This is a genomic window from Pedobacter sp. 22226 (assembly GCF_052045455.1).
GTDB classification, from domain to species: domain Bacteria; phylum Bacteroidota; class Bacteroidia; order Sphingobacteriales; family Sphingobacteriaceae; genus Pedobacter; species Pedobacter jeongneungensis.
On record NZ_JBQEPB010000009.1, the window covers coordinates 25,620 to 50,224 of the forward strand.

Consider the following 24,605-nt stretch of genomic DNA (forward strand, 5'->3'; position numbering starts at 1 on the left):
ATTTCATGGAAGTAACGCTGCTTAACATCATTGATATTTTAAAACAATATCTTCCTCAGGACAACATGCCGAAAATACTGTTCGACTCGCCTTTAACCAGTAAAGAGTACAACGATAAGCGACAGATATTTAATACCTATTATCAGTTTCGGCCAACTGCAATAGTATTTTGCACCAATACAGTACAAGTTTCGGAAGTTATCAAATGCATCAGAGAAAATAACTACAACGGCCCTTTAAGGGTACGGTCAGGCGGTCATGATCATGAAGGAGAATGTTCTGCAACTGATGCGCTGGTAATAGACCTGTCTGAAATGAAGACCGTTGATATCGAGGCAGACAAGAATTATGCAACCATAAAGCCGGGTATTATGTTCATTGATCTCATTAAACAAATGAACGCAAAGAACGTGGGATTGCCGCATGGTACCTGTTATTCTGTACGCATTGCCGGATTTACCTTTGGTGGTGGCTGGGGGCCCTGGACACGCCAGAAAGGCATGGGCTGCGAAAGCCTGGCCGGTGTAACTATAGTATTAGGCGATGGCTCATTCCGGACAATTATTGACAACCAGCTTATTCCTGAATATGAAGGCAACCCGGTACAGGATCTTAATGAAGAAGACCGCAAACTTTTATGGGCATTGCGCGGCGGCGGGGGCATGAGTTACGGTATCATCACCGAACTTATTTACAAAACATTCACCTTGCCTGATTATACCACTAAATTTACTGTAGCCTGGGAGCAGAAGCCGGGTAGGAATATCCCACCTGCGGTAAACATTCTTAAACGTTGGGAAGAACTTATCAACTACAACGAAAACACAGATTTACTGGGTACCAACCTTAAAGTGGCTGCTAAATTTAAAGATGTACAGGACACAACGCCGGTAGAAAATTCTGTGCATGATTGTTACTTCTATGGATATTACATGGGCAGTAAAAGCGAATTTGATGATCAGGATGAATTTGAAGCAAACCTGCAAAATATTATTGAGGAGGCCTGGTTTCCGGTACAACAATTTGGTGATTATAGTATCAACTTTGAAGATAGCATACCGGCAATACTATCCAACAATGTTACCAATGCATCGGGCAAGTTAACGGCCGTGCCTGATCACAACAGACGGCAGTGGAGTACATTTTCGGCCTGGGACAGGGTTGTAAAATGGGATACAGGTCACCATAAGAACCATCGGCTTGAAAGTATATATGATACTGCTGCCTTACCTCCGCATTTCCAGGCTATTCCGCCTGAGCTGGATAAGCCTGCTCCACACAAAATAACTTCAAGGTTTGCCATGGTTATTGATGATGAGAACATTGCCGCCCAACGAAGAAACAAACTGATAGAAAGCCTTGAATCCAACCTGTTGGATATTGAAGGCGCCAATCAGCGCCTGAGTACGTATTTCACGCTTGGAGCCATTACCGGTGCATATTACAGAGATTATAATTTCAATGCCAGTCAATATCCTCAGGGCAGTTCTTTTGCATATAAAAAATGTTATTACACCGTACAATATCAGGCCTGGTGGGACAATGATGGTGTTGAAAATCCAAAAGTACAGCCTTACGTAAACCGTGCTCTGGATTGGCTGGAGGTTTGCCGCAATTATGAGATCCCTGCAACTTATGGTGCCTTCATCAGTTTTAAAGATGAAAGCATTCCAACACGCGTTTATTTTCAGGAAAGTTACGATAAGCTTAAAGAAATAAAAGAAACGTATTGCCAAGACCCCAACAATTTATTCAGCAGTCGCAAGACTATTATTTGATGTAGTAACCTGACGGAGGATTACAAGGCAGCCTAAGTGCTGCCTTTTGATTTTTAAGATTATTAAATTCTATACGACAAAAAAAGTGCTAAATAAAAAAGCAGTAAAAATTAATAATATAAAAAAACCTCTAAATCAAATGATTAGAGGTTCTTTTATTTTTCGAAATGTTAGTTCCATCTGTTGATTTGCTAATTTTCCGGAAAGATGAATTCAATGGCATACTAGCTATCGCCTCGTTCCTGCGGAAAAATATTCTTATCGAAATGGTGGTGACGGTAGAAGTTTTGCCTGTCGATTTCTACTGTTTCTTCTTCCAGTTTTAATGCGGCAGGACTGCCGATAACCACCCTGATGTTGTCTTCCATTTCTGGAGTTACCTCTCCGATAATGTACCTGGGCATTGCTTCCAGTTGCTCATGGTGAAAATCAGGAGTCTGGATTTCTTTTGCGCTGGTATCGAGGTCGATAAGGCCAATGGGGATGAGTACCTTTTTATCCTCTACCATTGTGGTGCCTTCATCAAGCGTAACAATCGCATAGCGAACGGTATTTGCCTCAGGGTCAAAAAGTAGGTCGTGCACTTTGCCAATGCGGTTTTCGCCGCTCTTTACCAGCCAGCCTGTGATATCTGCCTCACCTTCGGTGAGTGTATAATTACTAATGGATAATTCTTGAAGATTACTGTAAATGATCTGGTGATTGTTCATAATAAATAGATTAAAGCATAAATAAATACAACAGTTGCCGAAAGCGATTGGTTTGAAGTTTTTGGTTTAAGCCCCCTTAAGTGCTGGAAATAAGGTTGTTTGATAATTTTATTTAAGTTGCAATTTAAATGTATTTTGAGTTGTTCTATACGAATAGCGTGTCAGGAAGAATCTGGTTAGTGATGATTTTTGTTTATTTTAGCAAAAAATAATAATATGTCATTTACCACCCTGGGTTTATCTCCGGATTTATTAAAAGTATTATCAGATCAGAATTTTACTGCACCAACGCTCATTCAGCAAACAGCTATACCGGCAATATTAAATAAAAAAGATGTTTTGGGTATTGCTAAAACAGGCTCTGGAAAAACAGCCAGCTATGTTTTACCGCTGCTGATGAATCTGCAAAAAGCACCTAAGCTTAAAAACCGCCACGTTAATGTACTGGTTTTGGTACCTACCCGCGAACTTGCCGTGCAGGTAAAAGAAGTTTTCCTGACTTTTAGCTCAGGACTTTCTGTGCCTGTTAAAACGTTAGCGGTATTTGGCGGGGTTTCCATTAATCCGCAAATGACTGCGTTACAAGGGGTAAATGTACTTGTTGCTACACCGGGAAGGCTATTAGAACTGTTGGATTCCAATGCAGTCAACTTATCTCTTATTGAAACTTTGGTGCTTGATGAGGCAGATAAAATGCTTAATCTGGGATTTAAAGAAGAGGTTGATAAAATCATCTCTCTTTTGCCTCAAAATCGTCAGAACATATTATTGTCGGCTACTTTAAGTACCGATATCCAGTCGATTCATCAAATTTTGTTACACGATCCGCTGGTAATTAAAATTGAAGACCAGGAAGATTCCATAGATCAGATTAATCAGGTGGCTTATATCGTTTCAGATGATAAAAAAGGACCTTTTTTACGTTATCTGATCAATCATCATGAAATGCAGCAGGTATTAATATTTGCCTCTTCAGTTCATACAGCCGATGCTGTAGTAAATAAACTGCGTAAAAATAACTTCGATGCAAAAACGATCCATAGCAAAAAAAGCCAGGGTGCGAGGAATGAGGCTTTATATCTTTTCAAATCAGGAAAACTCAGGATATTGGTTGCTACGGATTTAATGGGAAGAGGAATTGACATTAACCAGCTTCCTTTTGTAATTAATTATGAATTACCAAGATCACCAAAAGATTATATTCATCGCATTGGCAGAACCGGCCGGGCGGGCAGCATAGGAGAGGCCATCTCGCTGGTTAGTCCGGACGAATTACACCATTTTGAGGTGATAGAAAAAAAGATGGGTAAGCAGGTTGAAATGATTGATAGTGAAAGGGTTAAATAATTTATTGCAGCTTGTTTTTCTTGCTTTTAAGTCTTGATAAAAAAGACCTGCCCAGCTTGTTGTTTCGTGAGCCAAGCAGGTCTTTAAGTTAAACAAACTACTGTTGGTTTTTTAATTTTAGAGAGTCTTTAGCCCTTTTCTTGAAAAAACCGCGCAGCAGGAAATTGCTTTGTACCGCTTCCAGATCTTCGTCTAATTTTTTACTGCTTTTCTCCAGATTCAACATAATTGTTCTCACCTGTTCTGCCGTTTTCTGGTCGTTTAACAGCAGTCCGGCGGCGTTATCTGAAGTTTTTAGTTTTGCCGATGCAGCATCCAGGTTAGCGGCCAGGCTTGATGCCGATTCTACAGATTTTTGTAAGGTAGCAGCAGAACGCTCGAGTTTTCTAAATACTGCAGTATCGGTCAGCATTTTATCCATCAGTCCGTTTTTAGTATTCAGTGTTTTTCCAAAACGGCCAAGCAGTTCCGCACTTTGCGCAGTGGCAATAGAAGTACGGTTTAAATTTGCAACCATCGATTTAAAATTAGTAGCAAGCTCCTGATCGGATAATAAAGCACCAGCGGCACCTTTGCCATCAATCAGGTTTCTGGCCAGTATCTTAAAGTCGCCGGTAACATCCACCAGGTTTTTATTGTTTACCTGTAATGTTTTCATAATATCATCGGTAGAGAGGGAGGTATTCACTTTTAGCATATCGCCATCTTCTACAAAAGGAAATTTTGGGTTTCCGCCGGTGATGACCACAATCTTATTTCCGATCAATCCATCAGCACCAATGCTGGCCCCTGCGTCTTTATGGATGTATTTATGCACATCTTCCTCTATACTAAGCAATACTCTTACCTGCGAGGTGCCAAAAAAATCAATTTTTTTGATGGTGCCGATTTTTACACCAGAAAACCATACGTTATTGCCCTTTTTTAAACCCTGAATATCGTTAAATACTACACTCAGCGTAAAACTTTTAACAAATGTTTTCTTTTGGCTGCCCAGGGTAAATATGCCCAGTACGAAAATCAGGATACCTATGGCAATGAAAATACCTACTGTTATTTTTTTTCTGTTTTCATTCATGGTTATTGTATAAAATTGTAATCAAAAAATGGTTGAGCCTGTTTATCACCCGAATTAAAAACCTGTTCAAAGGTGCCTTTTCTATCAAAATTTCTCTCAATCAGCATGGCTACCCTGTTGCCTACTTCTTTGGCGCAGGTAAGATCGTGGGTGATAATAATTGCACTGGTATGGTAACGTTCCTGTACGTCGTTAATCAGTTTATTAATTTCACGTGAGGTAATCGGGTCAAGCCCGGCAGTAGGCTCATCATAAAGCATAATTTCAGGTCTTAAAATTAAAGTCCTGGCAATACCGATCCTTTTCCGCTGTCCGCCTGAAAGTTCTGAAGGCATCTGGTTAATGGTTTGCGATAGGCCAACGGCATCCAGCATTTCTTCAACTGATGATTTTACTTCCTGTTTCGTCAGATCCTTCCTGTTGCGCACCAAAGGAAATTCAAGGTTTTCCCTTACCGTCATGCTATCATAAAGCGCACTGTTCTGGAACGAAAAACCAACCCTTAACCTTAATGCAAGAAGTTCTTCGTAAGATATCTCATCCACCACCTGGTTCAATACTTTTACCAGGCCCGAATCAGGTTTTAGCAAGCCGATAATAATTTTAATCAGTACCGATTTTCCCGTTCCCGATTTACCTAAAACCACCAGGTTTTCACCCTTGTATAAATCAAGCGAAGCATTTTCGAGCACGGTATAATTGCCAAAAGATTTGTTAAGCCCTTTAATCTCAATTACTTTTTCGATACTTTCGTCTGTAAATTGTTTTTCTCTCATAACCGATGGCTTAGGTATTAAACAAACTAAATATCTGTACGCAAACTACTTCTTCCACAAAAATGAGGAACATGGCAATTACCACCGAAGAGTTAGCCGCTTTACCTACACCCTCGGTGCCTTTTGATGAATTATAGCCCTGATAACAGCCTACAATAGCAATGGTGAAGCCAAAAAGTATGGCCTTAACGGTAGAAGCGATAATATCCAGATACGTAATGCTTTCGAGCGAACTTTGAAAAAAAGTGGTGGCACTTGTTCCCTCATTTACCGATACATTGAGCAATGCGCCCAGCATGCCTACCATAGCGGTGTAAAATGTAAGGATGGGCATGGTAATGGTAGCTGCCAGTACGCGTGTGCTCACCAGAAATTTGAAAGGGTTGGTGGCCGAAACCTCCATGGCATCAATCTGTTCACTTACTTTCATCGAACCAAGTTCCGCACCTATGCTCGAACCCACTTTTCCGGCAGCAATAAGTCCGGTAAGTAAGGGTGCTAAGGTTCTTAATAAGGCAATTCCTACCAAAGAAGGAAGCCAGGAGGTTGCACCAAACTCAGAAAGCGAGGGCCTCGATTGTTTTGTAAATACCAAACCGGTAATAAAACCCGTTGTAGAAATAAGTAAAGCAGAGCGATAACCGATTTCGTAACATTGCCTTACCAGTTCTTTTAGCTCGTAGGGTGGGAGAAAGGCTTCTTTAAAAAACCTGCCTATGAATTTAAAAACATCATAAAGGGTAATAAACCAGGCAGCAAAACGCCCAACCGGTTTCACTTCATTTTGGCTGGCACTTAAATCTTTCTCTGTTGCCATTGTTTTTGGGTTCCTGTTTTCATCTATTTAATCTATGTTTTATAGGCTATTTTTTCTTGTTTTTGAGTTAACCCGATGTGCAATAGCTTAATATCCTAACCTATACATAAAAGTGTGCAAATTGTTTGCTTTTTAACCTTAAATTATGTTAAATCTGATAATCACTGTATTCACAGGATGAGTATTTAATAATATGTAAGCAATTTGAGCTTATATGAAACCTTATATGGTTCAAAAATGGTTTGTTGAAGTATAAAAATTATAGTATGGTTTTTCACCATGTAAACATTTAAGAACATGAAAGCCTTTGAGCTTATATGTTATATGGTTCAAAAATGGTTTGTTGAAGTATAAAAATTATAGTTATGGTTTTTCACCATGTAAGACATTTAAGAACATGAAAGCCTTTGAGCTTATATGAAGCCTTATATGACTTATGTGGTTCAAAAATGGTTAGTTTAAGTATAAAAATTATAGTATGGTTTTTCACCATGTAAAACATTTAAGAACATGAAAGCCTTTGAGCTTATATGAAACCTTATGTGACTTATATGGTTCAAAAATGCTTTGTTGAAGTATAAAAATTATAGTTATGGTTTTTCACCATGTAAGACATTTAAGAACATGGAAGCGGTTGAGCTTATATGAAGCCTTATATGACTTATGTGGTTCAAAAATGCTTTGTTGAAGTATAAAAATTATAGTTATGGTTTTTCACCATGTAAAACATTTAAGAACATGAAAGCCATTGAGCTTATATGAAGCCTTATATGACTTATGTGGTTCCAAAATGCTTTGTTGAAGTATAAAAATTATAGTTATGGTTTTCACCATGTAAGACATTTAAGAACATGGAAGCCGTTGAGCTTATATGAAGCCTTATATGACTTATGTGGTTCAAAAATGCTTTGTTGAAGTATAAAAATTATAGTTAAGGTTTTTCACCATGTAAGACATTTAAGAACATGAAAGCCTTTGAGCTTATATGAAACCTTATGTGACTTATATGGTTCAAAAATGCTTTGTTGAAGTATAAAAATTATAGTTATGGTTTTCACCATGTGAGACATTTAAGAACATGAAAGCCGTTGAGCTTATACAAAGTTTTACATGTTCAAAAATCTTACATAAATAATAAAGGAAGAAATCTTTAACATAAAGATTTCTTCCTGAATCCGGATCGAAAAGATGATCCGACTAATATTGACTTCGATGAAATTACTTAATAACCAGGGTTCTGAACAAGGTTCGGGTTCCCAAGCTGGTTATCCGGGATCGGGAATACCAGGTATTTTGCATCACTGGCGGGTTTCTCCTGCCAGGCCGCCAAAAATTTACCGAAGCGGATTAAATCCTGTCTCCTGAAGCTTTCCCAATAAAGTTCTCTTCCACGTTCATCAAGCAGATTGTCTAATGTTAAACTGGTAAAGGCTGAAGCACCTCTCTTCGTTCTGATCAGGTTAACAATCGTTAATGCCGGTCCAGGTTGAGAAGTTCTTAATAATGCTTCGGCTTTCATCAGCAATACATCCGCATAACGGTAATACACCCAGTCGTTTTCCGGTTTTTTTGAGCCGGTATTGGCATAATCAATCGGATATTTAACAACCCTGATTCCAGCCACTTCCAGGTGATTCGGGTTACGCTCTATGATACTTACTTCAGGGGTAAAAGCTAGAGGATTGCCTTTCCTGTCTTTCAGTGCAACCCCGTTCTGGTCAAACTGCTGGCCGATTAAAAAGCCTACCCTGACTCCGTAAACATTGGTTTGTCCGGCATAATCGCCACCTCTTCTGGTATCGCTTGCTTCAAATTTATTGTAGAAGTTAGATAGCGTAGAAAAGCCATTATAGCCATTCGGATTCTGATTATAATGTAAAGTACATTTCCACATCCCATCCAGATCGCTTCCGGTTACACCGGCAGTGTTTTCAGAGGTAAAAATGTTTTCAGTGGACAACTTATTATTTGAAGGGGCAAAATTATCGAAATAATTAGCGGTAAGGGTATAGCCGCCCGTTGCAATTTCATCGGCAAGAGCAATTACTTTAGCCATATCTGCCGGGTCGAAAGTTGGTGCAACACGGTTTAAAATAGCACCTTTATTGAGGTAAATCTTCATGAGTAGTGTCCGGGCGGCATTTTTATTGGCCTGGCTTGCCGGACCATCTGGCAACAGCGGAATGATGGTAGTTAACTCATTAATTAAATAAGCAATTTCATCGGTTGCGTTTCTCACCCTCGATGGTTTGGTAACCCCTTCTCCCGGATCGCGGTAGGGTACCTGGCCCCAGCCATCCAAAACCGAAAATTCAGAAAATGCCCTGATAAAACGTACTGTTGCAGCCTGTGCCGGAGTAGGGTTAAAACCCAGTACATTTGTGCTTACATAACTAATGCTGTTTAAATCCCTGAACACGTCCGAAATTCTGGCATCGTCTGCAGCCCATTTATGCAAATGCAGGGCACGCCAGGCGCCGTTATCATCCCAATCGCCTGCACGGGTAGGTACAATTGCCTCATCAGAGGTTACTTCCTGCAAGGCCGACCAGTTCCAGGGAGCCTGGTAAGGACCCCTCATTGCCGTATAACTTGCTGTAATTAATCCGGGTACATCATTTGATCCCAGTGAACCCGAACTCACCTGGCCATTTAAGTTTTCGTCTAGTTTGGTACAGCCCGCAAGCGCCAGGGTAGCAGCTACGAAGCTGATGATATATTTATTTTTCATGTGGTTGTTGAATTAGAGTGAAAAATTAACACCAAAATTGAAAGTTCTCACCGTAGGATAAGCCGTATAATCTATGCCTGCTGAGGGTACGCCATTGATGCTTTTATTTACATTTACCTCCGGATCGAAACCGGTGTAATTGGTGATTACGAACAGATTCTGCCCATTAACATAGATATTTAGTGATTTTATGGCTTTACCTATATTACCAACGTTGTAATTGATGGTGGCATTGGCCAATTTTACGTAATCTCCTTTTTCAATATATCTTGATGAAGCAGCAATAGGGTTGGCCAATGATTCCTGAATGCCTGAATTAATAAGCGCTGATGCGATATTTCTGTTTCCCAGATTAGAAATGGCTAAAACCGAGTTCGCCGTATTGTTGTAAATGCTCTGCCCGAACGAACCGTTTAAATTAGCCGTGAATGTGAATTTTTTATAGCTCAGGCTGGTGCTTAATCCCATAATTGCTTTCGGGTTGGGATTGCCGAGGTAATATTTGGTAAAACCATCATCGGTATAGGTAGAAAATCCTTCGGTATCTAAACCATTGTACTCTCGGGTTACCATGGCAAATAATGGTAATCCATTTTTGATAACCTCAAGATTTACACCACTTAAGCCCTGACCGCTTAAAGAACCTGTTCTGATTAATCCGGTAAGGTTTTTAACCGTATTTTTAATAAAAGTAACATTACCGCCTACAGACCACGATAAATTGTCATTATCAATAATATTCGCATTAAGGCTGATTTCCAGTCCTTTGTTCTGAACTTCTCCATCTAAATTGTACCAGGTAATTACGCCGTTAGGTGCCGCTGGCGAAAATGCACTTTGTGGAAACAAAAGATCTGAAGTAACTTTATTAAAGTAGTCAATTGAGCCGGTTAGCTTATTATTTAAAAAGCCGAAATCAAGACCGATGTTGGTTTGTTTATCTTCCTGCCATTTTAAATCCGGATTGGCATTATTGATACCCACCAAGCCATCAACACCCCTGATTACAAATCGCTGTTGAGAGGATCCCGATGGGAAATCCTGATTACCGGTTTTACCATAGCCTAATCTTAGTTTTAACTGGTTAAACCATTGCGCATCACTTAAAAAACTTTCTTTTTTTACATCCCAGGCAGCAGCGAAAGAGGGGAAATAACCATATTTATTATTGGCTCCAAATTTGGTTGAACCATCAGCCCTGAAAGTGGCTGTTAAAATATATTTACTGTCGTAGTTAAAAATGGCCCTTGCAAAATAAGATTGCAGTTCTGTTGTGGGGTCGTTACTGGTTACAAAAGTGCGGTTAACCGGTAGGGTGGCTTCAAATGCATCCGTATAATCTACCGCAATATCTCCAAAGCCGGTTGCTGTATTAATGGCTGCCTTATTAACGAAATTAGAATATTCATAACCAATCACGGCATTTAAATTCAGTTTGCTTGCAATCTCTTTATTAAAATTTAAGGTATTGGTAAATTGTTGTGTTACCAGTTCGGTGTTTGAATAACTGGCAAAACCGCCTTTAAAGGCTCCATCAGGTTGAATACCCTGAAGATTTAACGTACTTCTGGTAGAAGATCTTCTAATACCCGTACTGTAATTAACGCTGGCCAGCATCCTGTACTCCAGCCATGGCGTAATTTTATAATATGGCGATAGGCTACCCAAAATGGTAGAAACCTTTGCCTTATCACTATTTGCAGCTAAAGCAGCCAATGGATTAATCGTGGTAGAACCATAATCGATAAATAAACTGCCGTCGGGATTATAAAAAGACTGGGTAGGGTTCCAGGATAGTGCCTGACTGATTAAACTACCGGTAAAACCAGCATCGGTAGTAATGGGTGCAATATTTTCCAAATACTGGTTGCTGATCATATTTACATCTAAACCCAGTTTTTTGCTTTCTAAAAATTTAAAGTTGCCATTAAAGCCTGCGCTGTATTTTTTAAAATCCGACGCTTTAATAATTCCCTGTTGGTTCTGATAAGCCAATGAGGCCCTGAAAGTGTTGCCATTAGTGCCTCCGCTAATTCCTACAGAATAATTTTGGTTATAAGCTGGACGGAGCACCTCATCAAGGGCATTAACACTGGTGCCAAAATCACCGGCGGTGAGGTTATATTTTTTCAATGCTGCCCTGTATTCATCGCCTGTCAGCACATCCACTTTTCTGGCGATACTGCCAACACCTGCTGATGCGTTCACATCAATTTTTGTTTCGCCTGATTTTCCTCTTTTGGTAGTGATTAACACTACCCCATATGCTGCACGCGAGCCGTAAATTGCTGTTGCCGAGGCATCTTTAAGGATTTCCATCGATTCAATATCAGCGGGGTTGATAAAGTTTAAAGGATTGCCATCGGGTGTGGTACCTGTGCCTGCGCTGGCGGTTAAGCCTCCAACACCGGCGTTGGTTGATGGTCTCGCAGATCTTCCGTCAAGGGCAACGCCATCTACCACATACAGTGGCTGTCCGGTGCCTGTTATGGCTGAGTTACCTCTGATGCGCACTGTTGAAGCGCCGCCTGGCTGACCGCTATTGTTAATCATCTGCACACCTGCAACTTTACCCTGTATCAATTGATCAGGAGCATTTAAAGGTCCTTTGTTAAAATCTTTTGCCGAAACAGTTGTGGCAGCGCCGGTTAAATCGCTTTTCTTTACCGAAGCGTAGCCAATAACCACCACTGCATCAAGGTTATTTAAGGAGGCCATGGTAATATTGATTACCGTTTGGTTATTGATGCTAACCGTTTGTGTTTCCATTCCTACAAAGCTGAAAACAAGCTGGGTACCACCTGTTGGAACGGTAATGGAATATTTCCCTTCAACATCGGTTTGGGCTTTGGCGGTACCTGGTTTTGCCTGGATGGTTACACCGGCCATCGGCATCTTTTCATTGTCGAGTACAACACCCTTAACTACGCTTTGTGCAAAAGCCGATGCACTGAGGAGGAACATAAAGCAACTTATCATTACAAGCTGCGGTAAAAAATGCAATTTCTGTTTGTTGGTTAAAACAGGAGAATTGCTTTTTGGTAAAGTAATCTTCATAGTCGATTTATCATTTTGGTTAGAAATATTTAGCTGATTTTCAAAAAGACAGGTATAACCTAAGGCGGTTTGTTTTCGCTGCAGAAGTTCATGATGTTTTGTTTTAGTTCATAAATGATTTCAGGAATTTGATTAAGCCATTTCCCGGATTCGCAAAAAAAATCCGCCTGCTTTTCACTTATTACCTGAAATACCGTTTGGTTAAATTACATAAAAATGTAATACATGTAAGTATATAATGTAGTTATTAATTTAATGTAACTATACTTCGAATTTGTCTTGTAAAAAAAAATACAAAGTTTTTGTTTTATGCAGAACAAATACAATAGAGATATATCTGTTTGATTATTAACTTTATATTTATGATTATCTCTTGCTGCGTGGAGTGCTTTAGTTTTATAATTGTATTTTTAGAAATACAAGATATTTTCCTGTACCTCAGCTTAAATAATTTTATTATTTCCATCCGTGGATACAAATAATACTAACGCACGCTCATTTTCTGACAGCCCATAGAAGATATAAAGCGGCTAATGGAAGGGGCTTTGCATCAATCACCGCAATCTGCGGGAACAAAACTTTAGCTTATCTAAACCCTTATGGCAAGTGAGAAGTAATGAATGGGATATATTAGATTTCTATCATTGACAGATCTAACAACCTGAGTTCGATCAATAATGTTCTTTTACTTGTTCGTATGCACATTTTGCATGAACGGTTCGTCACCCTGAATTCATTTCAGGGTCTTTCCTGCAAATAAAATGCTGAAATAAATTCAGCATGACGCGACGCTTAGACTAGAAGCGATGAAAAGCAAATAATTACTGCTAATATTAATCGAATTAAGGTTAACAGTAAGATCGCCAACTCAGCCAAAGCAAAGATTCCTTCCCGAATCTTCGGGATCGAACATGATACTTTTAATAATTTATCTCAAAAATATGATAACCTGCGGCATAGCTGTATGAAATTTGCCATCCATATAACCAGCATATCTGCTGCACAATAGGTAAACCAAGGCCATTACCTGTTTTACCAGGGCTGTTTTTCCCGAAACGTTTAAATAATTTTGATTCTTCAAAAGGCAATTTATTGCCCGAATTTTCGAAGGAAAGTTTATGTTTCTGCAATGTTATTTTTGCTGTAGCGCCTTTTGGTGAATGGGTAATCATGTTCGACAGCAGGTTTGAGATCAGAATTTCCATTAGAGAAGCACTTACCATCAGTTCTTTGGGTTCGATATCAATATTGAGGGAAATTTCTTTATGAAGGATCAGATCGTCTACCTGCCCAAGCTGCTTTTTTAACAGTTCAGCCAGATCCAGATGGGTTTCATCCGGAAATACCTTGTTTTCTAATTTTGCAAGTAATAAGAGGCCTTTATTTACCTTACTAAGCCTGTTAATGGCCTGCTTAACATCCGAAATATAACCTGCCATTTCCGGGGGGTGATCAAACTGGCTTATTCTTTCCAGCCTGCTTTGAATAATGGTTAAAGGTGTCTGAATTTCATGAGAAGCATTTTCAGTAAATTCTTTCAGGGTACTGTATTCTGATTTTGCACGATCGGCAAGCTCCAGAATCACGCCGTTAAGTTCCTTAAACTCATCAATCCCCGAGCTTTCCATTTCAAGTTTCTGTCCCGAAGACACAGAATAGTTTTTAAGCCGTTTCAGGTTAATTTTCATCGGATTCCACATTTTCCTGTTTTGCAGGTAATTCATTCCCGACCCCACAACGGTTAACATCATCGCAATAAAAATAAAAATATAAAGAATGGCTCGCGAGTACCCGCTCCAGCCAATATGCGTAGTCATAACCTCAATCATATACACCTGCCCGTTAATTAACCTGGGCTGGCGTAAAATATAATAACCTTCTTCTTTTTTCTGAATGTTATCATAAATTAATGTATCCTTAAAAACCGGATTTACCATTAACCGATCGATAGGTACAGCTTCTGTTTTTACCAGTGGAAAATTCACTTTTCTGCCCTGGCTGATTTCTTTGGCAACCATCGACTCCTGTAACTGCAGTTGTTCTTTTATTTCTTCAAAAATCTGCAGGTATAAAAAGCCGTAAAGCAAAAACCCCGAAACGAGCAATACAGATATGGTTAGCCAAAAATAGTTAATGATGGTTCTCGACAAGAGTTTCATCAGCTCACAAATTTATAGCCCAGGCCCCTAACCGTTTTAATATAATCTGTACCGTTTGTTTTGATCAGTTTTTTCCGGAGGTTCATCATGTGTACATAAATTACATCAAAGTTATCGGCCTCATCAAAGCTATCTCCCCAGATATGTTCGGCGATTGCCGATTTGCTCACCACCCGGTTTTTGTTGACTACAAAATAAATTAAAAGCTGATATTCTTTTTTGGTGAGTTTGATTTCTTCCGTTCCGTACATCAAACATTTTCCCGCGGTATCGATCGTAAAACCATCAAACAGGATGTTTTCTTCTCCCTGCAGGGCTTTCCGGCGGTAAAGTGCATTAACCCTTGCACTCAGCTCTTCCAGGTAAAAGGGTTTGGTTAAATAATCATCCGCGCCCAGATTTAATCCGTTTACTTTATCTGCAAGCGAATTTTTTGCTGATAAAATCAAAATCCCTGTACCCATCTGGCAGGTTCTGATCTGCGGTATCAGGTCTATTCCATTTCCATCGGGTAAGGTTATATCCAGCACAATTCCATCATAAGCATAAGTGTTTATTTTTTCAACGGCCTGGCCATAATCATTTGCCTGCTCGCAGATGTTGCCATCCGAAGAAAAATAACTGAGCATCTCGTCCAGCAGAACGGGCTCGTCTTCCACAAATAATAGTTTCATGATTAGTTGGATTTTCTAAAAAAAAAAATCTGAAAAATTCCAATTCTTTAGAAAAACTTTAGAATCGGTTTTAATCTTTGCACAAGAATAAGGCTTATTTAGACTTAATACAAATTAAAAATCAATTAATCATACACAATCAATAAAAATGAAAAACAAATACTTTAAACATCCGGCGCTGATAGCCCTTGCAGTTTTGAGCCTTGCATCATGTAAAAAAGATAAGGTAGGAGAAGAAGCTATTGAGCCTTATACAGTCCCTGCAACGTATAATTTTGCCGGCGTAGATTACAGCAGTTCTACCAACCGCATTATTATGTATAATGAAATGAACACCTACCTGGGTACGGTAACTTCGGCTGAGGTAAGCAATACTGTTCTTTTAAATTATTGGAATAATACCGGTAATCCTTTTACCACAAATACCTTTTTAAACTCATTGGGTTATAACCTGGCGGCAAAAACAGCAGATGCCGCTGTAATTACAGGTTATATGGCTAAAGTAGCTTCTAACAGTCTTTCGCGTACAGTACCGGCAGTTAATGGTACCGCAGGTTTTTTAACCCGTGTAAACGGTAGTAAAGTAATTGTTGGCCCGGAGGGAATGAACTACAATCAGGCAGTTAACAAAGGTACCATGGGTTCTTTGTATTTTAAACAGGCTTTAGATTTATTGGCTGCTGTTCCTGCTGATGACAATACCAACCCTAAAGGAGCAACCCCAACAGCTATGCAAAAACACTGGGATGAAGCTTTCGGTTATTTAGCTGTACCTAAAGACTATAGTCCGGATCTGGATTATACTGTTGCACCTTTAAGCGCATTGGTATTCCCTGCAAAACCTGGTGCATGGGGCGGATATCTGGCTGAACGCGGAAAACAGATCAATGCGGGTAAAACCTTATTCGATGCCTTTTTGAAAGGTCGCGCTGCTATTGGTGCCAAAGATTATAAAGTGAGGGACGAAGCCATTGCTACCATTAAAACTACCTGGGAGCGTTTGGATGCCATTTCTGCTTTAGCTTATGTAATCCTTCCTCAAAAATCAGATTTTATTGGTAAAAAAGGAGATCAGTTCGGTTATATTTCAGAAGGTTATGGTTTTATTATCGGATTGAAATTCCGTCCGTCTACCAGTAAACTTACTGAAGCCAATTATCAAAAACTGGTCAGCATCTTCACCACTAATTATTACACTTTGGTTGATGATCCGGGACTGGCTAAACTGAAAGAGGCTGAAAGCATTTTAAGAACAACTTACGATCTTCAGAATGTAACCTTCTAAGCTTCGGAAAAATAAAGAACATCAAAGCTAACTCTCTGCATTTTTTATGCGGGGAGTTTGCTGTTAAATGAAGAATTGATTAAAAACAGTGAAATTATGAATTTCAAAATATACAAACTGGGTGGCCTGGGCATCGTTTTAGGGCTGCTGATTTTCTCCTGCGGGAAAAAAAGTCCTGATTCGGAAAATCCGACCGAAAATGGTTTTGATAAAAGCGCCATGCTTGCCAATTATGCAGATAATGTAATTGTTCCTGCTTATTTAGGCCTTCAACAGCAATTAAGCCCTTTAGAAGTTGCAATCAACGCATTTCTGGCGAGCCCTACTCAGGCCAATCAGGACCTGACAAAGGCAGCATTTAAACTTGCTTATCAAAAGTTCGAAAGGGTTTCTTCTATCCAGTTTGGGCCAGGAAATACCTATCTGCAAAATAACTTCCTGAATACGCTTCCTGCCGAGCCTGAAAACGATAATAATGCAGGCATCAATGCCATTGAAAATAATGCTGCTACCGGTAATTATAACCTTACCTTAAATTCTACCACCAATCAGCAGGGCTTTCCCGCACTCGATTATTTATTGTTTGCTCCGGATGCCATTCAAAAGCTAAGCGCTGCAGGTAGCGAAAAGCGTAAAAAATATGTTCAGGATGTGGTGGCAAGAATTAAAGATATAACAGGACACATTGTTACCGATTGGCAAGGCACTTACCGTGCAACTTTTGTAGCCAATACCAAAACCGATGTGGGTAGTCCGATTGGTTCGATGGTAGAACGTTTTGCAAACGAGATGGACAAAATGAAAGGACCGCGTATTGGCTGGCCATTTGGAAAACAGTCGGGTGGATTAATTTTTCCTGAAAAATGCGAAGGTTACTATTCAGGTATTTCGCTTAGCCTGGCTATCGAAAACATTACCGGTTTAAAACAGATGTACACCGGTGGTGGCAATGGAAAAGGAATTTCTGATTACCTGATTGCATTAAAAAAAGAACAGCTGAATAAGGATGTACTTAAACAATTCGACCTGGTTATTGCCGACCTGAATGCGATTCCAAATCCTTTATCGGCTTCGTTAAACAATCAAAAACCTTTGGTAGAAACGGCTTATAAAGACATTCAGATTTTGCTGACATTAATTAAAACCGACGTAGCATCGGCAACGGGCGTACGTATTACCTATCAGGATAGCGACGGTGACTAATACCCCAAAAACACTAAAATGGAATCTGGATGCCTTAAAGGTTTATTTAAACCGCGAGGTATCCATTTCTCCTCTTATTACTTTCCGGATTGCTTTCGGGGCATTAATGCTTTTCAGTACCATCCGCTTTTGGGTTAATGGCTGGATTACTTCCCAGTACATTGCACCCAAATTCTTTTTTACCTATATGGGCTTCGATTGGGTAAAACCATTGGGCGATACGGGAATGCATCTTGTATTTTTACTGATTGCCGTTTCTGCAGCCGGAATCATTCTCGGCTTATTTTACAGGTTATCGGCTGCGGCATTTTTTTTAAGCTTTACCTATGTCGAACTGATTGATGTTACCAACTATCTAAACCATTATTACTTTGTGAGTATAGTTGGCTTGCTGATGATCATTTTACCGGCAGGGAAATGCTTTTCTATCGATGTATGGCTCGATCCAAAGAAACAAATAGCTAAAGTGCCATTCTGGACGATCGGTATCATCCGTTTACAACTGGGCATGGTGTATTTTTTTGCAGGCTTGGCCAAATTAAATTACGACTGGCTGATAGATGCTGTTCCGATGAAAATATGGCTGCCGGCAAAAAGCCATCTTCCATTGGTTGGCTCAATTATGCATTACAGTTGGGTAGCCTACCTGTTTAGCTGGTTTGGTGCTGCTTACGATCTGACCATTCCATTTCTATTGATTAACCGGGCGACCAGAAAATTAGCATTTTTAGCGGTAATGGTATTCCATGCCTGCACAGCCATATTTTTTCCGGGCATTGGTATGTTTCCATACGTGATGATGCTATCGAGTTTAATATTTTGCAGTGCAGCCTATCATGATCAGTTACTGGCCAAAATATTCAGGTTAAAACCATTCGAAGGAGATAATAAAAGCTACAGCAAACAACGCAATTGGGGCTTTGCCATTTTTCTGGGATTCTATTTTTTGCTCCAGGTGTATTTACCCCTGCGGTTTTTACTTTATCCGGGCACATTATTCTGGACTGAAGAGGGTTATCGTTTCTCCTGGAGGGTAATGCTGATGGAAAAATCGGGGAATACCTTTTTTTACGTTAAAGATGCCGGAAACGGAAAAACATGGGAGGTTGATAATGCGCAGTTTTTAACCCCCTTGCAGGAAAAAATGATGAGTACCCAGCCTGATATGATGCTCCGTTATGCACATTTTTTAAAAAATACTTATCACAAAAGGGGCATAAAAAAACCTGAGGTTTATGCTGAAGGTTATGTCGCCTTAAACGGAAGGCGCTCGCAGTCTTTCATCGATTCGAGCGTAGACCTGAGCGAACAGCAGTTAAGCCTGCAGCACATGAAGTGGATTAAACCATTTTCCAATCAAACACATAAATGAGAATATTAATTATTATTGCCTTTTTTATCGGCCTTTCCACCGTACAGGCTCAATATACCGTTAAGGGAAGAATTAATTTAGGTGCCAGCGCAGCCGAAGGAGTTACACTTAGTTTATTACCCACCAATTTTAAAACGCAGAGCAATGCTGCGGGAGATTTTATTTTTACCAATGTTCCAGGCGGTCAATATCAATTGAAAGCAAGCGCTGTGGGTTCAAAAACAGTTATCAGGAATTTTACGCTGAGGAAGAAAGATATTGTGATAGACATATCAATGGAAGCTGAATCGGCTACACAGCTGGAAAACGTTGATGTGATTTCAAAAAACGAAGGGGTTTCGGGGAAATTAAGGCAGGTGGAAGGAACAGCCATTTATGCCTCAAAAAAAACCGAAGTCATTAATTTGGCCAATCTCAACGCCAATCTTGCAACCAATAATGCCAGGCAGGTGTACGGGAGAATTGCCGGTATCAACATCTGGGAATACGATGGTGGCGGTGTGCAACTGGGAATAGGAGGAAGGGGCCTGAATCCAAGCAGGGTTTCGAATTTCAATACCCGGCAAAATGGATACGATATCAGTGCCGACGCACTTGGCTATCCCGAAAGTTATTATACACCACCAACTGAAGCTTTAGAACGCATTGAGATTGTGCGTGGTGCAGCAGGATTACAATATGGAACCCAGTTTGGGGGGATGATCAACTTTAAATTAAAAAACGGACCAATTGATAAACCTGTAGAGGTTACCTCAAGGCAAACCGCAGGATCTTACGGCTTTTTTAATTCTTTTAACAGTATAGGCGGAACAGTAAAAAAACTGAATTATTATGCCTATTACCAATATAAACGTGGTGATAATTTCCGTCCTAACAGTCATTTTGACCAAAATGGAGCGTATATCCACCTGAATTATAATTTTAGCGATAAATTTAGCCTTACAGGAGAATATACTTACATGCATTACCTGGCTCAACAGCCTGGAGGCTTAACTGACAAAGATTTTAATGCCGATCCGAGAATTTCGGTGCGCGATCGGAACTGGTTTAAAGTAAACTGGAACCTGATGAGCTTAACGGCCGATTATCGTTTTAGTGCCAGCACAAAGGTAAACTGGATGGCTTATCATTTAAAAGCAGGTAGAGATGCACTGGGCATTCTTCAATACATAGACAGGCCCGATCCGGGCGGCGCAAGGGATATGATGGCCGATACTTATGATAACTACGGAACCGAGCTCAGGGTATTGCACCAATACAAACTTTTTAACGGGCAAACCAGTACTTTACTCACCGGGGTAAGGGCTTATCACGGACTTACCCTACGCAGCCAGGGGAATGCCGATGCCGGTAGTGGAGCCGCTTTTGATTTTTTAAACGGCGAACCCAGCAGTTCGCAATACCGTTTTCCGGGGCAAAACCTATCTGTTTTTACCGAAAATATTTTTCAGATCAATGATAAATGGAGCATTACTCCCGGGGCAAGGTTCGAATATATTTCTAATGAGGCCAACGGATATTATTATAAAATACAGCGTTTTGTTCCCAATGTAAAAATTAACGAAAGTAAGCAAAACGGAAGATCGTTTGTTTTCTTTGGTATAGGTACCTCTTTCAGGCCGGCTAAAGAAGTAGAAATTTATGCCAACATCTCGCAGAACTACCGTTCGGTAAATTTTAACGATATCAGGGTGCTTAACCAGAATGCAAGGGTTGATTCGTTACTGAGAGATGAAAAAGGGTACACTGCCGATGCCGGGATTAGGGGGAAGTTAAAAGGCTGGCTTTCTTATGACCTGAGCGTTTTCTACTTAAAATACAACGACAGAATCGGATCGTTAAATGTAAAAAGCGAAGACCAGACCGAAACCTACCGCTTCCGCACAAATGTGGCAGATAGCCGGAACATCGGTTTTGAAAGTTTGATAGAGGCCGATTTTATGAAACTGATTAATGCAGAAAGCAAATACCATTTATCGGCCTACAGTAACCTCGCCCTCATCGATGCCCGTTACATCAATACCCAGGAAACCGCGATTAAAGATAAACTGGTAGAATTTGTACCTCCGTTGTTGTTTAGAACGGGGTTATCATTCGGCGCAAAAAAATATGATGTGTCTTTACAATTTTCGCATGTGGCCAAACAATATTCGGATGCTACAAATGCCGAGTTTACCGAACGTGCCGTTGATGGTGTTGTACCGGCGTATAATGTGATGGATTTAAGCGGCAGTTACAACTGGAAATGGTTTACGCTATCAGGAAGTATTAATAACCTGTTAAATGAGAAATATTTTACCAGAAGGGCAGATGGTTATCCAGGTCCGGGGATTCTACCTTCTGATCCGAGAACGTATTATTTAACGCTTCAGGTTAAGTTATAGACGCAATCGGAATACTTAAAATGCCATAAAATAAATTTACCTGTTGCAGGCAGTATTTATTTTATGGCATTTGCTTTTATAACTGTTGAACTTATCGTTTGGTAATCGTTTCCAGTATTTTAATAGTCCGGGCCTGGTTTTTTATAGTGGCCTCGTTTAAACGGAGCAGTTCATTTTTCTCATCCAGAAGGTCGATGAGTTTTTTGTGCTCGCTGATATTTAATTGTTTTTGAGAAATATTGAATTTGCTTAATTCCTGATCCTGTATAAAGTGTTCAAAAAGATTAACGCCCAGCACAGCAGAAATGCGGCGAAGGATTTCAGTGTCTATTGACGATTCTTTCATGATTTTATCCAGTTTATGTCGCGAAACCCCGATATCTTCAGCAAACTGATCCCTCTGTATCGATCTCGCTTTCACCTCTTTCCAGATAATCAATCCAATATTTACATCCATAATTTTCTTAAAATTTTCCTTGTTCCGATACTTTTAAAACATTGTTGCACAGACAAAAAATGATGATCTGTATCTACAGTTTTCTTGCAACCTATGTTAAAAGGGTAATATCTCAATCAAATCTGTAGAAATTCTGTAGTTGCGGGCTTAACATTAAAAACAGTAATTATTTTCCTCCTCCTACATCAGGTAATTGCGGTATATTATCCTCATTTGCATCTTTTTTAAACTGTAGTTTGCCAAATTTATAGGATAAAGTAAGCCCAAAAGATTGCACCGGAACCATTCTGAGGTTAGTTTGATTAAAATTTGGGCCAAAGCTGGTCTGCCTTTGTGTAAGGTACCTGTTAAAAGGATTGGCAGCAGTAATCCCGATACTTGCGTTTTTGTTCAAAAACTGTTTTCTAACCGCTAAACTATAGTTAAATACCGGTGGCCTGGTGCTTCTCAGGTTTTTTTGTGATGAATTGTAATTTCCAAAAACTTCTGCCAGTAAATTGTTGCCAAACTGATAACTGGCATTGAGGTTTGTGCGGTAAGCAAATGCACTCACGCTTGCCAGCCCTGGAGAAACATTGTTTCTGTTGCCAGCCTGTATATTGGTGCGCAGGTTAAACTTTTCGGTTATCGGAACGGAAGCGAATAAACTTACCCCAATACTGGTTTGCGTACCAAGATTAAATCTTTGCGTAAGCGAAACCGCAGAATAATCTGTCCCGTTAATATTCAGCACATCATAATAAGTGGTAAACTGCTGCATATCGTCGGTATTTCTTCTAAAATAACCTGCAAAATAGATGTTTGCGCCATTTTTAGAGTTTTTGCTGTAGCCAAGTTCAAAATTATTACCGATTTCTGGCTTTAAGAGTGGATTTCCGGTACTGATATTATGTGGGTCGCTGATGTTATAAAAAGGGTTAAGATCGCCGTAATCGGGTCTTTCGATCCGGTACGTGTAAGAAAGTTTTATCGATTGCGAGTCGCCGAATTTGTGCTGAAGGGTAAATGACGGGGCAAAAGTATTGTATCCGGCTATTTCTGCACCCGAAAAGTTTGCCACTTTGCCTGTACGCTCATACCTGATTCCGGCTTTTCCGGTAATAAAATCTTCAAAAAGCGAAAAAGAGGCAGAAAGATAGGCTGAATATACGTTCCTTTTATAATTAAAGCCATAGGTTTGGCTGGCATTGTTAACGTACAATCCGTTTGTGGTTAAAGTATCGGTAATCACATTATTGTTCAGATCGTCGATGATCATTTTTGCGCCACTTTCAATCGTTAATTTTTTGCTTACCGGCAAAGTGTAATTAAGAGAAAGTTCGGTTTCATTTTCTTTGCCGGGATTAAAACTCTGCAACCCGGTTGGCGGATAATTGCCGTTTAAATAAACCGAGTTTTGTGCTGCATTAACCGTGTTGTTCCCAAAACTCGAATTGTAAAGGAAGTCAAGCTCGTGTCCTTCTTTTTTGAAACTCTTTTTGTAACCCACACTGATATCAGTAGAATTGGCACTGAAATTACTGACCGAATTTCTGGTGCTGCGGATATCGGATAACAAAATGCCTGATGAGGCAAGCAGGTATTGCTGCTGCTGGCTGGTGCTGCCACTACCGTTATTGTTAAAATGGTTGTAGCCTACCGTAGCCGTAATTTCATCTTTCGGTGTAATGCTCCAGTTCAGGTTAATGCCCGTTTGGTAACTTCCTCTTTTTGTAGGGTTGCTTCCATCCTGAAGCAAACGGTTAATGGTATCCCTGGTATTATTATAAGAAATACGGTCTAGCGAACTTTTTGTAACCGTGTTTAATTGCTTGTTTCCGCTAAAAAATACACCAACGCCAAAATTTCCTTTCTTTACATTCAGGTTTACCGAACCGTTTTCGAGCCTTGTTCCGGCAGAAAGATTTACGCTACCGTTAATGCCCTGCAATTTATTGTCTTTTAATACAATATTGATAATTCCACCCGTGCCGTTGGCATCGTATTTGGCCCCCGGACTGGTAATTACCTCAACACTTTTAATCTGGCTGGCCGGAATAGATTGTAGAGCGTCAGCAAGGCTAGCCCCAAAAATACTTGATGGTTTGCCATTGATCAGAAAGCGTACACTTCCGCTTCCCTGGAGCTCTACATTTCCATCAATATCTACACTCACCATGGGCACTTTTTTTAATACATCCAGTGCCACGCCGTTTTGGGCTGTAAGATCGTTTGCTGTATTGTAAACGGTTTTATCAATTTTGTTTTCAATGATGGGTGTTTTGGCGGTAACCGTTACAGCTTGCAACTGATCTACAGTCGACACCAACAGGATGGTACCCAGGTTAATAGCTTGTGATGCTGCATTAATGGTTACTGTTTCGAATACTTTTTCTTTGTAACCGATAAAATCGATGGCCACTTTATAAATGCCGTTAGCAAGACCAGCAACCGTAAAGTTTCCTTTCGCATCAGAACTGATCCCGTTAACCACTGTTTTTGTACCGGGTTTGAAAATCGTGATGGTGGCAAAATCAATCGGTTCTTTCGTAGTGGCGTCGATAACATTTCCTGAAATTTTACCTTTTCCGGAGCCGGTTTGAGCAAATGAAGTATTGGATAATATAATAAGGATAAGCAGGGTTAAAAAGTATCGCATGAATCTGAATTAATAATTATACCGCAAATATCATAGCAGATTCTGTTGCAAAACTGAAGAGCCGTTATTTTTAATAATACTTTGCTCATTGTAATGCAATAATTACTCTGTTAATTGAATCCATATTCCGGTTTTTTTG

16 protein-coding genes are annotated in these 24,605 nt (G+C 39.9%); 6 read left to right on the top strand and 10 right to left on the bottom strand.

All coding sequences use genetic code 11. The features are described from left to right. Positions 1 to 5 precede the first annotated feature (5 nt). On the top strand, positions 6 to 1,778 hold the full coding sequence (locus ACTJKC_RS19710) for an FAD-binding oxidoreductase (RefSeq protein ID WP_440794589.1): 1,773 nt from the start codon (positions 6 to 8) through the stop codon (positions 1,776 to 1,778). Positions 1,779 to 2,002: 224 nt separating this feature from the next. On the opposite strand, the gene ACTJKC_RS19715 is transcribed toward ACTJKC_RS19710, so the two are convergent. Beyond that, complete coding sequence (locus ACTJKC_RS19715; protein WP_440794591.1) at positions 2,003 to 2,488, bottom strand: PRC-barrel domain-containing protein; 486 nt, start codon at positions 2,486 to 2,488, stop codon at positions 2,003 to 2,005. A 216-nt stretch (positions 2,489 to 2,704) separates the two neighbouring features. Here ACTJKC_RS19715 and ACTJKC_RS19720 point away from each other — a divergent pair, with 216 nt between their 5' ends. Further along, entirely contained in the window at positions 2,705 to 3,835 is a 1,131-nt protein-coding gene (locus tag ACTJKC_RS19720) for a DEAD/DEAH box helicase (protein ID WP_440794592.1), read from the top strand. Positions 3,836 to 3,932: 97 nt separating this feature from the next. Here ACTJKC_RS19720 and ACTJKC_RS19725 read toward each other — a convergent pair whose 3' ends face one another. From ACTJKC_RS19725 to ACTJKC_RS19755, 7 genes are all read right to left on the bottom strand, one after another. Beyond that, positions 3,933 to 4,913, bottom strand: coding sequence for an MlaD family protein (locus ACTJKC_RS19725; RefSeq protein ID WP_344853922.1), 981 nt, complete (start codon positions 4,911 to 4,913; stop codon positions 3,933 to 3,935). A 2-nt stretch (positions 4,914 to 4,915) separates the two neighbouring features. After that, the gene (locus ACTJKC_RS19730; RefSeq protein ID WP_440794595.1) at positions 4,916 to 5,689 is read right to left on the bottom strand and encodes an ABC transporter ATP-binding protein; all 774 of its coding nucleotides are present in this window, start codon (positions 5,687 to 5,689) and stop codon (positions 4,916 to 4,918) included. A gap of 10 nt (positions 5,690 to 5,699) precedes the next feature. Then, positions 5,700 to 6,506 (bottom strand): MlaE family ABC transporter permease, encoded by an 807-nt coding sequence (locus tag ACTJKC_RS19735; RefSeq protein WP_344853920.1) that lies wholly within the window; start codon positions 6,504 to 6,506, stop codon positions 5,700 to 5,702. Between the two features lie 1,222 nt (positions 6,507 to 7,728). Continuing rightward, positions 7,729 to 9,237: a RagB/SusD family nutrient uptake outer membrane protein gene (locus ACTJKC_RS19740; RefSeq protein ID WP_440794597.1), complete on the bottom strand. Its 1,509-nt coding sequence runs from the start codon at positions 9,235 to 9,237 to the stop codon at positions 7,729 to 7,731. Between the two features lie 12 nt (positions 9,238 to 9,249). Beyond that, a complete protein-coding gene (locus ACTJKC_RS19745; RefSeq protein ID WP_440794599.1) occupies positions 9,250 to 12,294 on the bottom strand; it encodes a SusC/RagA family TonB-linked outer membrane protein in 3,045 nt (1,014 codons plus the stop codon). A gap of 920 nt (positions 12,295 to 13,214) precedes the next feature. Then, positions 13,215 to 14,453, bottom strand: coding sequence for a sensor histidine kinase (locus ACTJKC_RS19750; RefSeq protein ID WP_440794601.1), 1,239 nt, complete (start codon positions 14,451 to 14,453; stop codon positions 13,215 to 13,217). After that, positions 14,453 to 15,127: a response regulator transcription factor gene (locus ACTJKC_RS19755; RefSeq protein WP_344853916.1), complete on the bottom strand. Its 675-nt coding sequence runs from the start codon at positions 15,125 to 15,127 to the stop codon at positions 14,453 to 14,455. Before ACTJKC_RS19755 ends, ACTJKC_RS19750 begins: the two co-directional genes overlap by 1 nt. 148 nt (positions 15,128 to 15,275) lie before the next feature. Between ACTJKC_RS19755 and ACTJKC_RS19760 the strand changes: the two genes are divergently transcribed. From ACTJKC_RS19760 to ACTJKC_RS19775, 4 genes are all read left to right on the top strand, one after another. After that, positions 15,276 to 16,412: a DUF4856 domain-containing protein gene (locus ACTJKC_RS19760; RefSeq protein ID WP_440794603.1), complete on the top strand. Its 1,137-nt coding sequence runs from the start codon at positions 15,276 to 15,278 to the stop codon at positions 16,410 to 16,412. 96 nt (positions 16,413 to 16,508) lie between these two features. Then, positions 16,509 to 17,615, top strand: a complete 1,107-nt coding sequence (locus ACTJKC_RS19765) for an imelysin family protein (protein WP_440794605.1) — start codon at positions 16,509 to 16,511, stop codon at positions 17,613 to 17,615. Continuing rightward, positions 17,608 to 18,987, top strand: a complete 1,380-nt coding sequence (locus ACTJKC_RS19770; RefSeq protein WP_440794606.1) for an HTTM domain-containing protein — start codon at positions 17,608 to 17,610, stop codon at positions 18,985 to 18,987. The genes ACTJKC_RS19765 and ACTJKC_RS19770 overlap by 8 nt, the downstream gene beginning before the upstream one ends. Beyond that, positions 18,984 to 21,371: a TonB-dependent receptor domain-containing protein gene (locus tag ACTJKC_RS19775; RefSeq protein ID WP_440794608.1), complete on the top strand. Its 2,388-nt coding sequence runs from the start codon at positions 18,984 to 18,986 to the stop codon at positions 21,369 to 21,371. The genes ACTJKC_RS19770 and ACTJKC_RS19775 overlap by 4 nt, the downstream gene beginning before the upstream one ends. A gap of 91 nt (positions 21,372 to 21,462) precedes the next feature. Here ACTJKC_RS19775 and ACTJKC_RS19780 read toward each other — a convergent pair whose 3' ends face one another. Both ACTJKC_RS19780 and ACTJKC_RS19785 read right to left on the bottom strand, forming a co-directional pair. After that, positions 21,463 to 21,828: a helix-turn-helix domain-containing protein gene (locus tag ACTJKC_RS19780; RefSeq protein ID WP_440794610.1), complete on the bottom strand. Its 366-nt coding sequence runs from the start codon at positions 21,826 to 21,828 to the stop codon at positions 21,463 to 21,465. A gap of 166 nt (positions 21,829 to 21,994) precedes the next feature. Then, on the bottom strand, positions 21,995 to 24,466 hold the full coding sequence (locus tag ACTJKC_RS19785) for a TonB-dependent receptor domain-containing protein (RefSeq protein ID WP_440794612.1): 2,472 nt from the start codon (positions 24,464 to 24,466) through the stop codon (positions 21,995 to 21,997). Positions 24,467 to 24,605 lie beyond the last annotated feature (139 nt).

What these genes read in the sequence shown, in the direction of transcription:
- ACTJKC_RS19710 (WP_440794589.1), top strand. Translation starts at nt 6, where the DNA reads ATGGAAGTAACGCTGCTTAACATCATTGATATTTTAAAACAATATCTT.
- ACTJKC_RS19715 (WP_440794591.1), bottom strand. Translation starts at nt 2,488, where the DNA reads ATGAACAATCACCAGATCATTTACAGTAATCTTCAAGAATTATCCATT.
- ACTJKC_RS19720 (WP_440794592.1), top strand. Translation starts at nt 2,705, where the DNA reads ATGTCATTTACCACCCTGGGTTTATCTCCGGATTTATTAAAAGTATTA.
- ACTJKC_RS19725 (WP_344853922.1), bottom strand. Translation starts at nt 4,913, where the DNA reads ATGAATGAAAACAGAAAAAAAATAACAGTAGGTATTTTCATTGCCATA.
- ACTJKC_RS19730 (WP_440794595.1), bottom strand. Translation starts at nt 5,689, where the DNA reads ATGAGAGAAAAACAATTTACAGACGAAAGTATCGAAAAAGTAATTGAG.
- ACTJKC_RS19735 (WP_344853920.1), bottom strand. Translation starts at nt 6,506, where the DNA reads ATGGCAACAGAGAAAGATTTAAGTGCCAGCCAAAATGAAGTGAAACCG.
- ACTJKC_RS19740 (WP_440794597.1), bottom strand. Translation starts at nt 9,237, where the DNA reads ATGAAAAATAAATATATCATCAGCTTCGTAGCTGCTACCCTGGCGCTT.
- ACTJKC_RS19745 (WP_440794599.1), bottom strand. Translation starts at nt 12,294, where the DNA reads ATGAAGATTACTTTACCAAAAAGCAATTCTCCTGTTTTAACCAACAAA.
- ACTJKC_RS19750 (WP_440794601.1), bottom strand. Translation starts at nt 14,453, where the DNA reads ATGAAACTCTTGTCGAGAACCATCATTAACTATTTTTGGCTAACCATA.
- ACTJKC_RS19755 (WP_344853916.1), bottom strand. Translation starts at nt 15,127, where the DNA reads ATGAAACTATTATTTGTGGAAGACGAGCCCGTTCTGCTGGACGAGATG.
- ACTJKC_RS19760 (WP_440794603.1), top strand. Translation starts at nt 15,276, where the DNA reads ATGAAAAACAAATACTTTAAACATCCGGCGCTGATAGCCCTTGCAGTT.
- ACTJKC_RS19765 (WP_440794605.1), top strand. Translation starts at nt 16,509, where the DNA reads ATGAATTTCAAAATATACAAACTGGGTGGCCTGGGCATCGTTTTAGGG.
- ACTJKC_RS19775 (WP_440794608.1), top strand. Translation starts at nt 18,984, where the DNA reads ATGAGAATATTAATTATTATTGCCTTTTTTATCGGCCTTTCCACCGTA.
- ACTJKC_RS19780 (WP_440794610.1), bottom strand. Translation starts at nt 21,828, where the DNA reads ATGGATGTAAATATTGGATTGATTATCTGGAAAGAGGTGAAAGCGAGA.
- ACTJKC_RS19785 (WP_440794612.1), bottom strand. Translation starts at nt 24,466, where the DNA reads ATGCGATACTTTTTAACCCTGCTTATCCTTATTATATTATCCAATACT.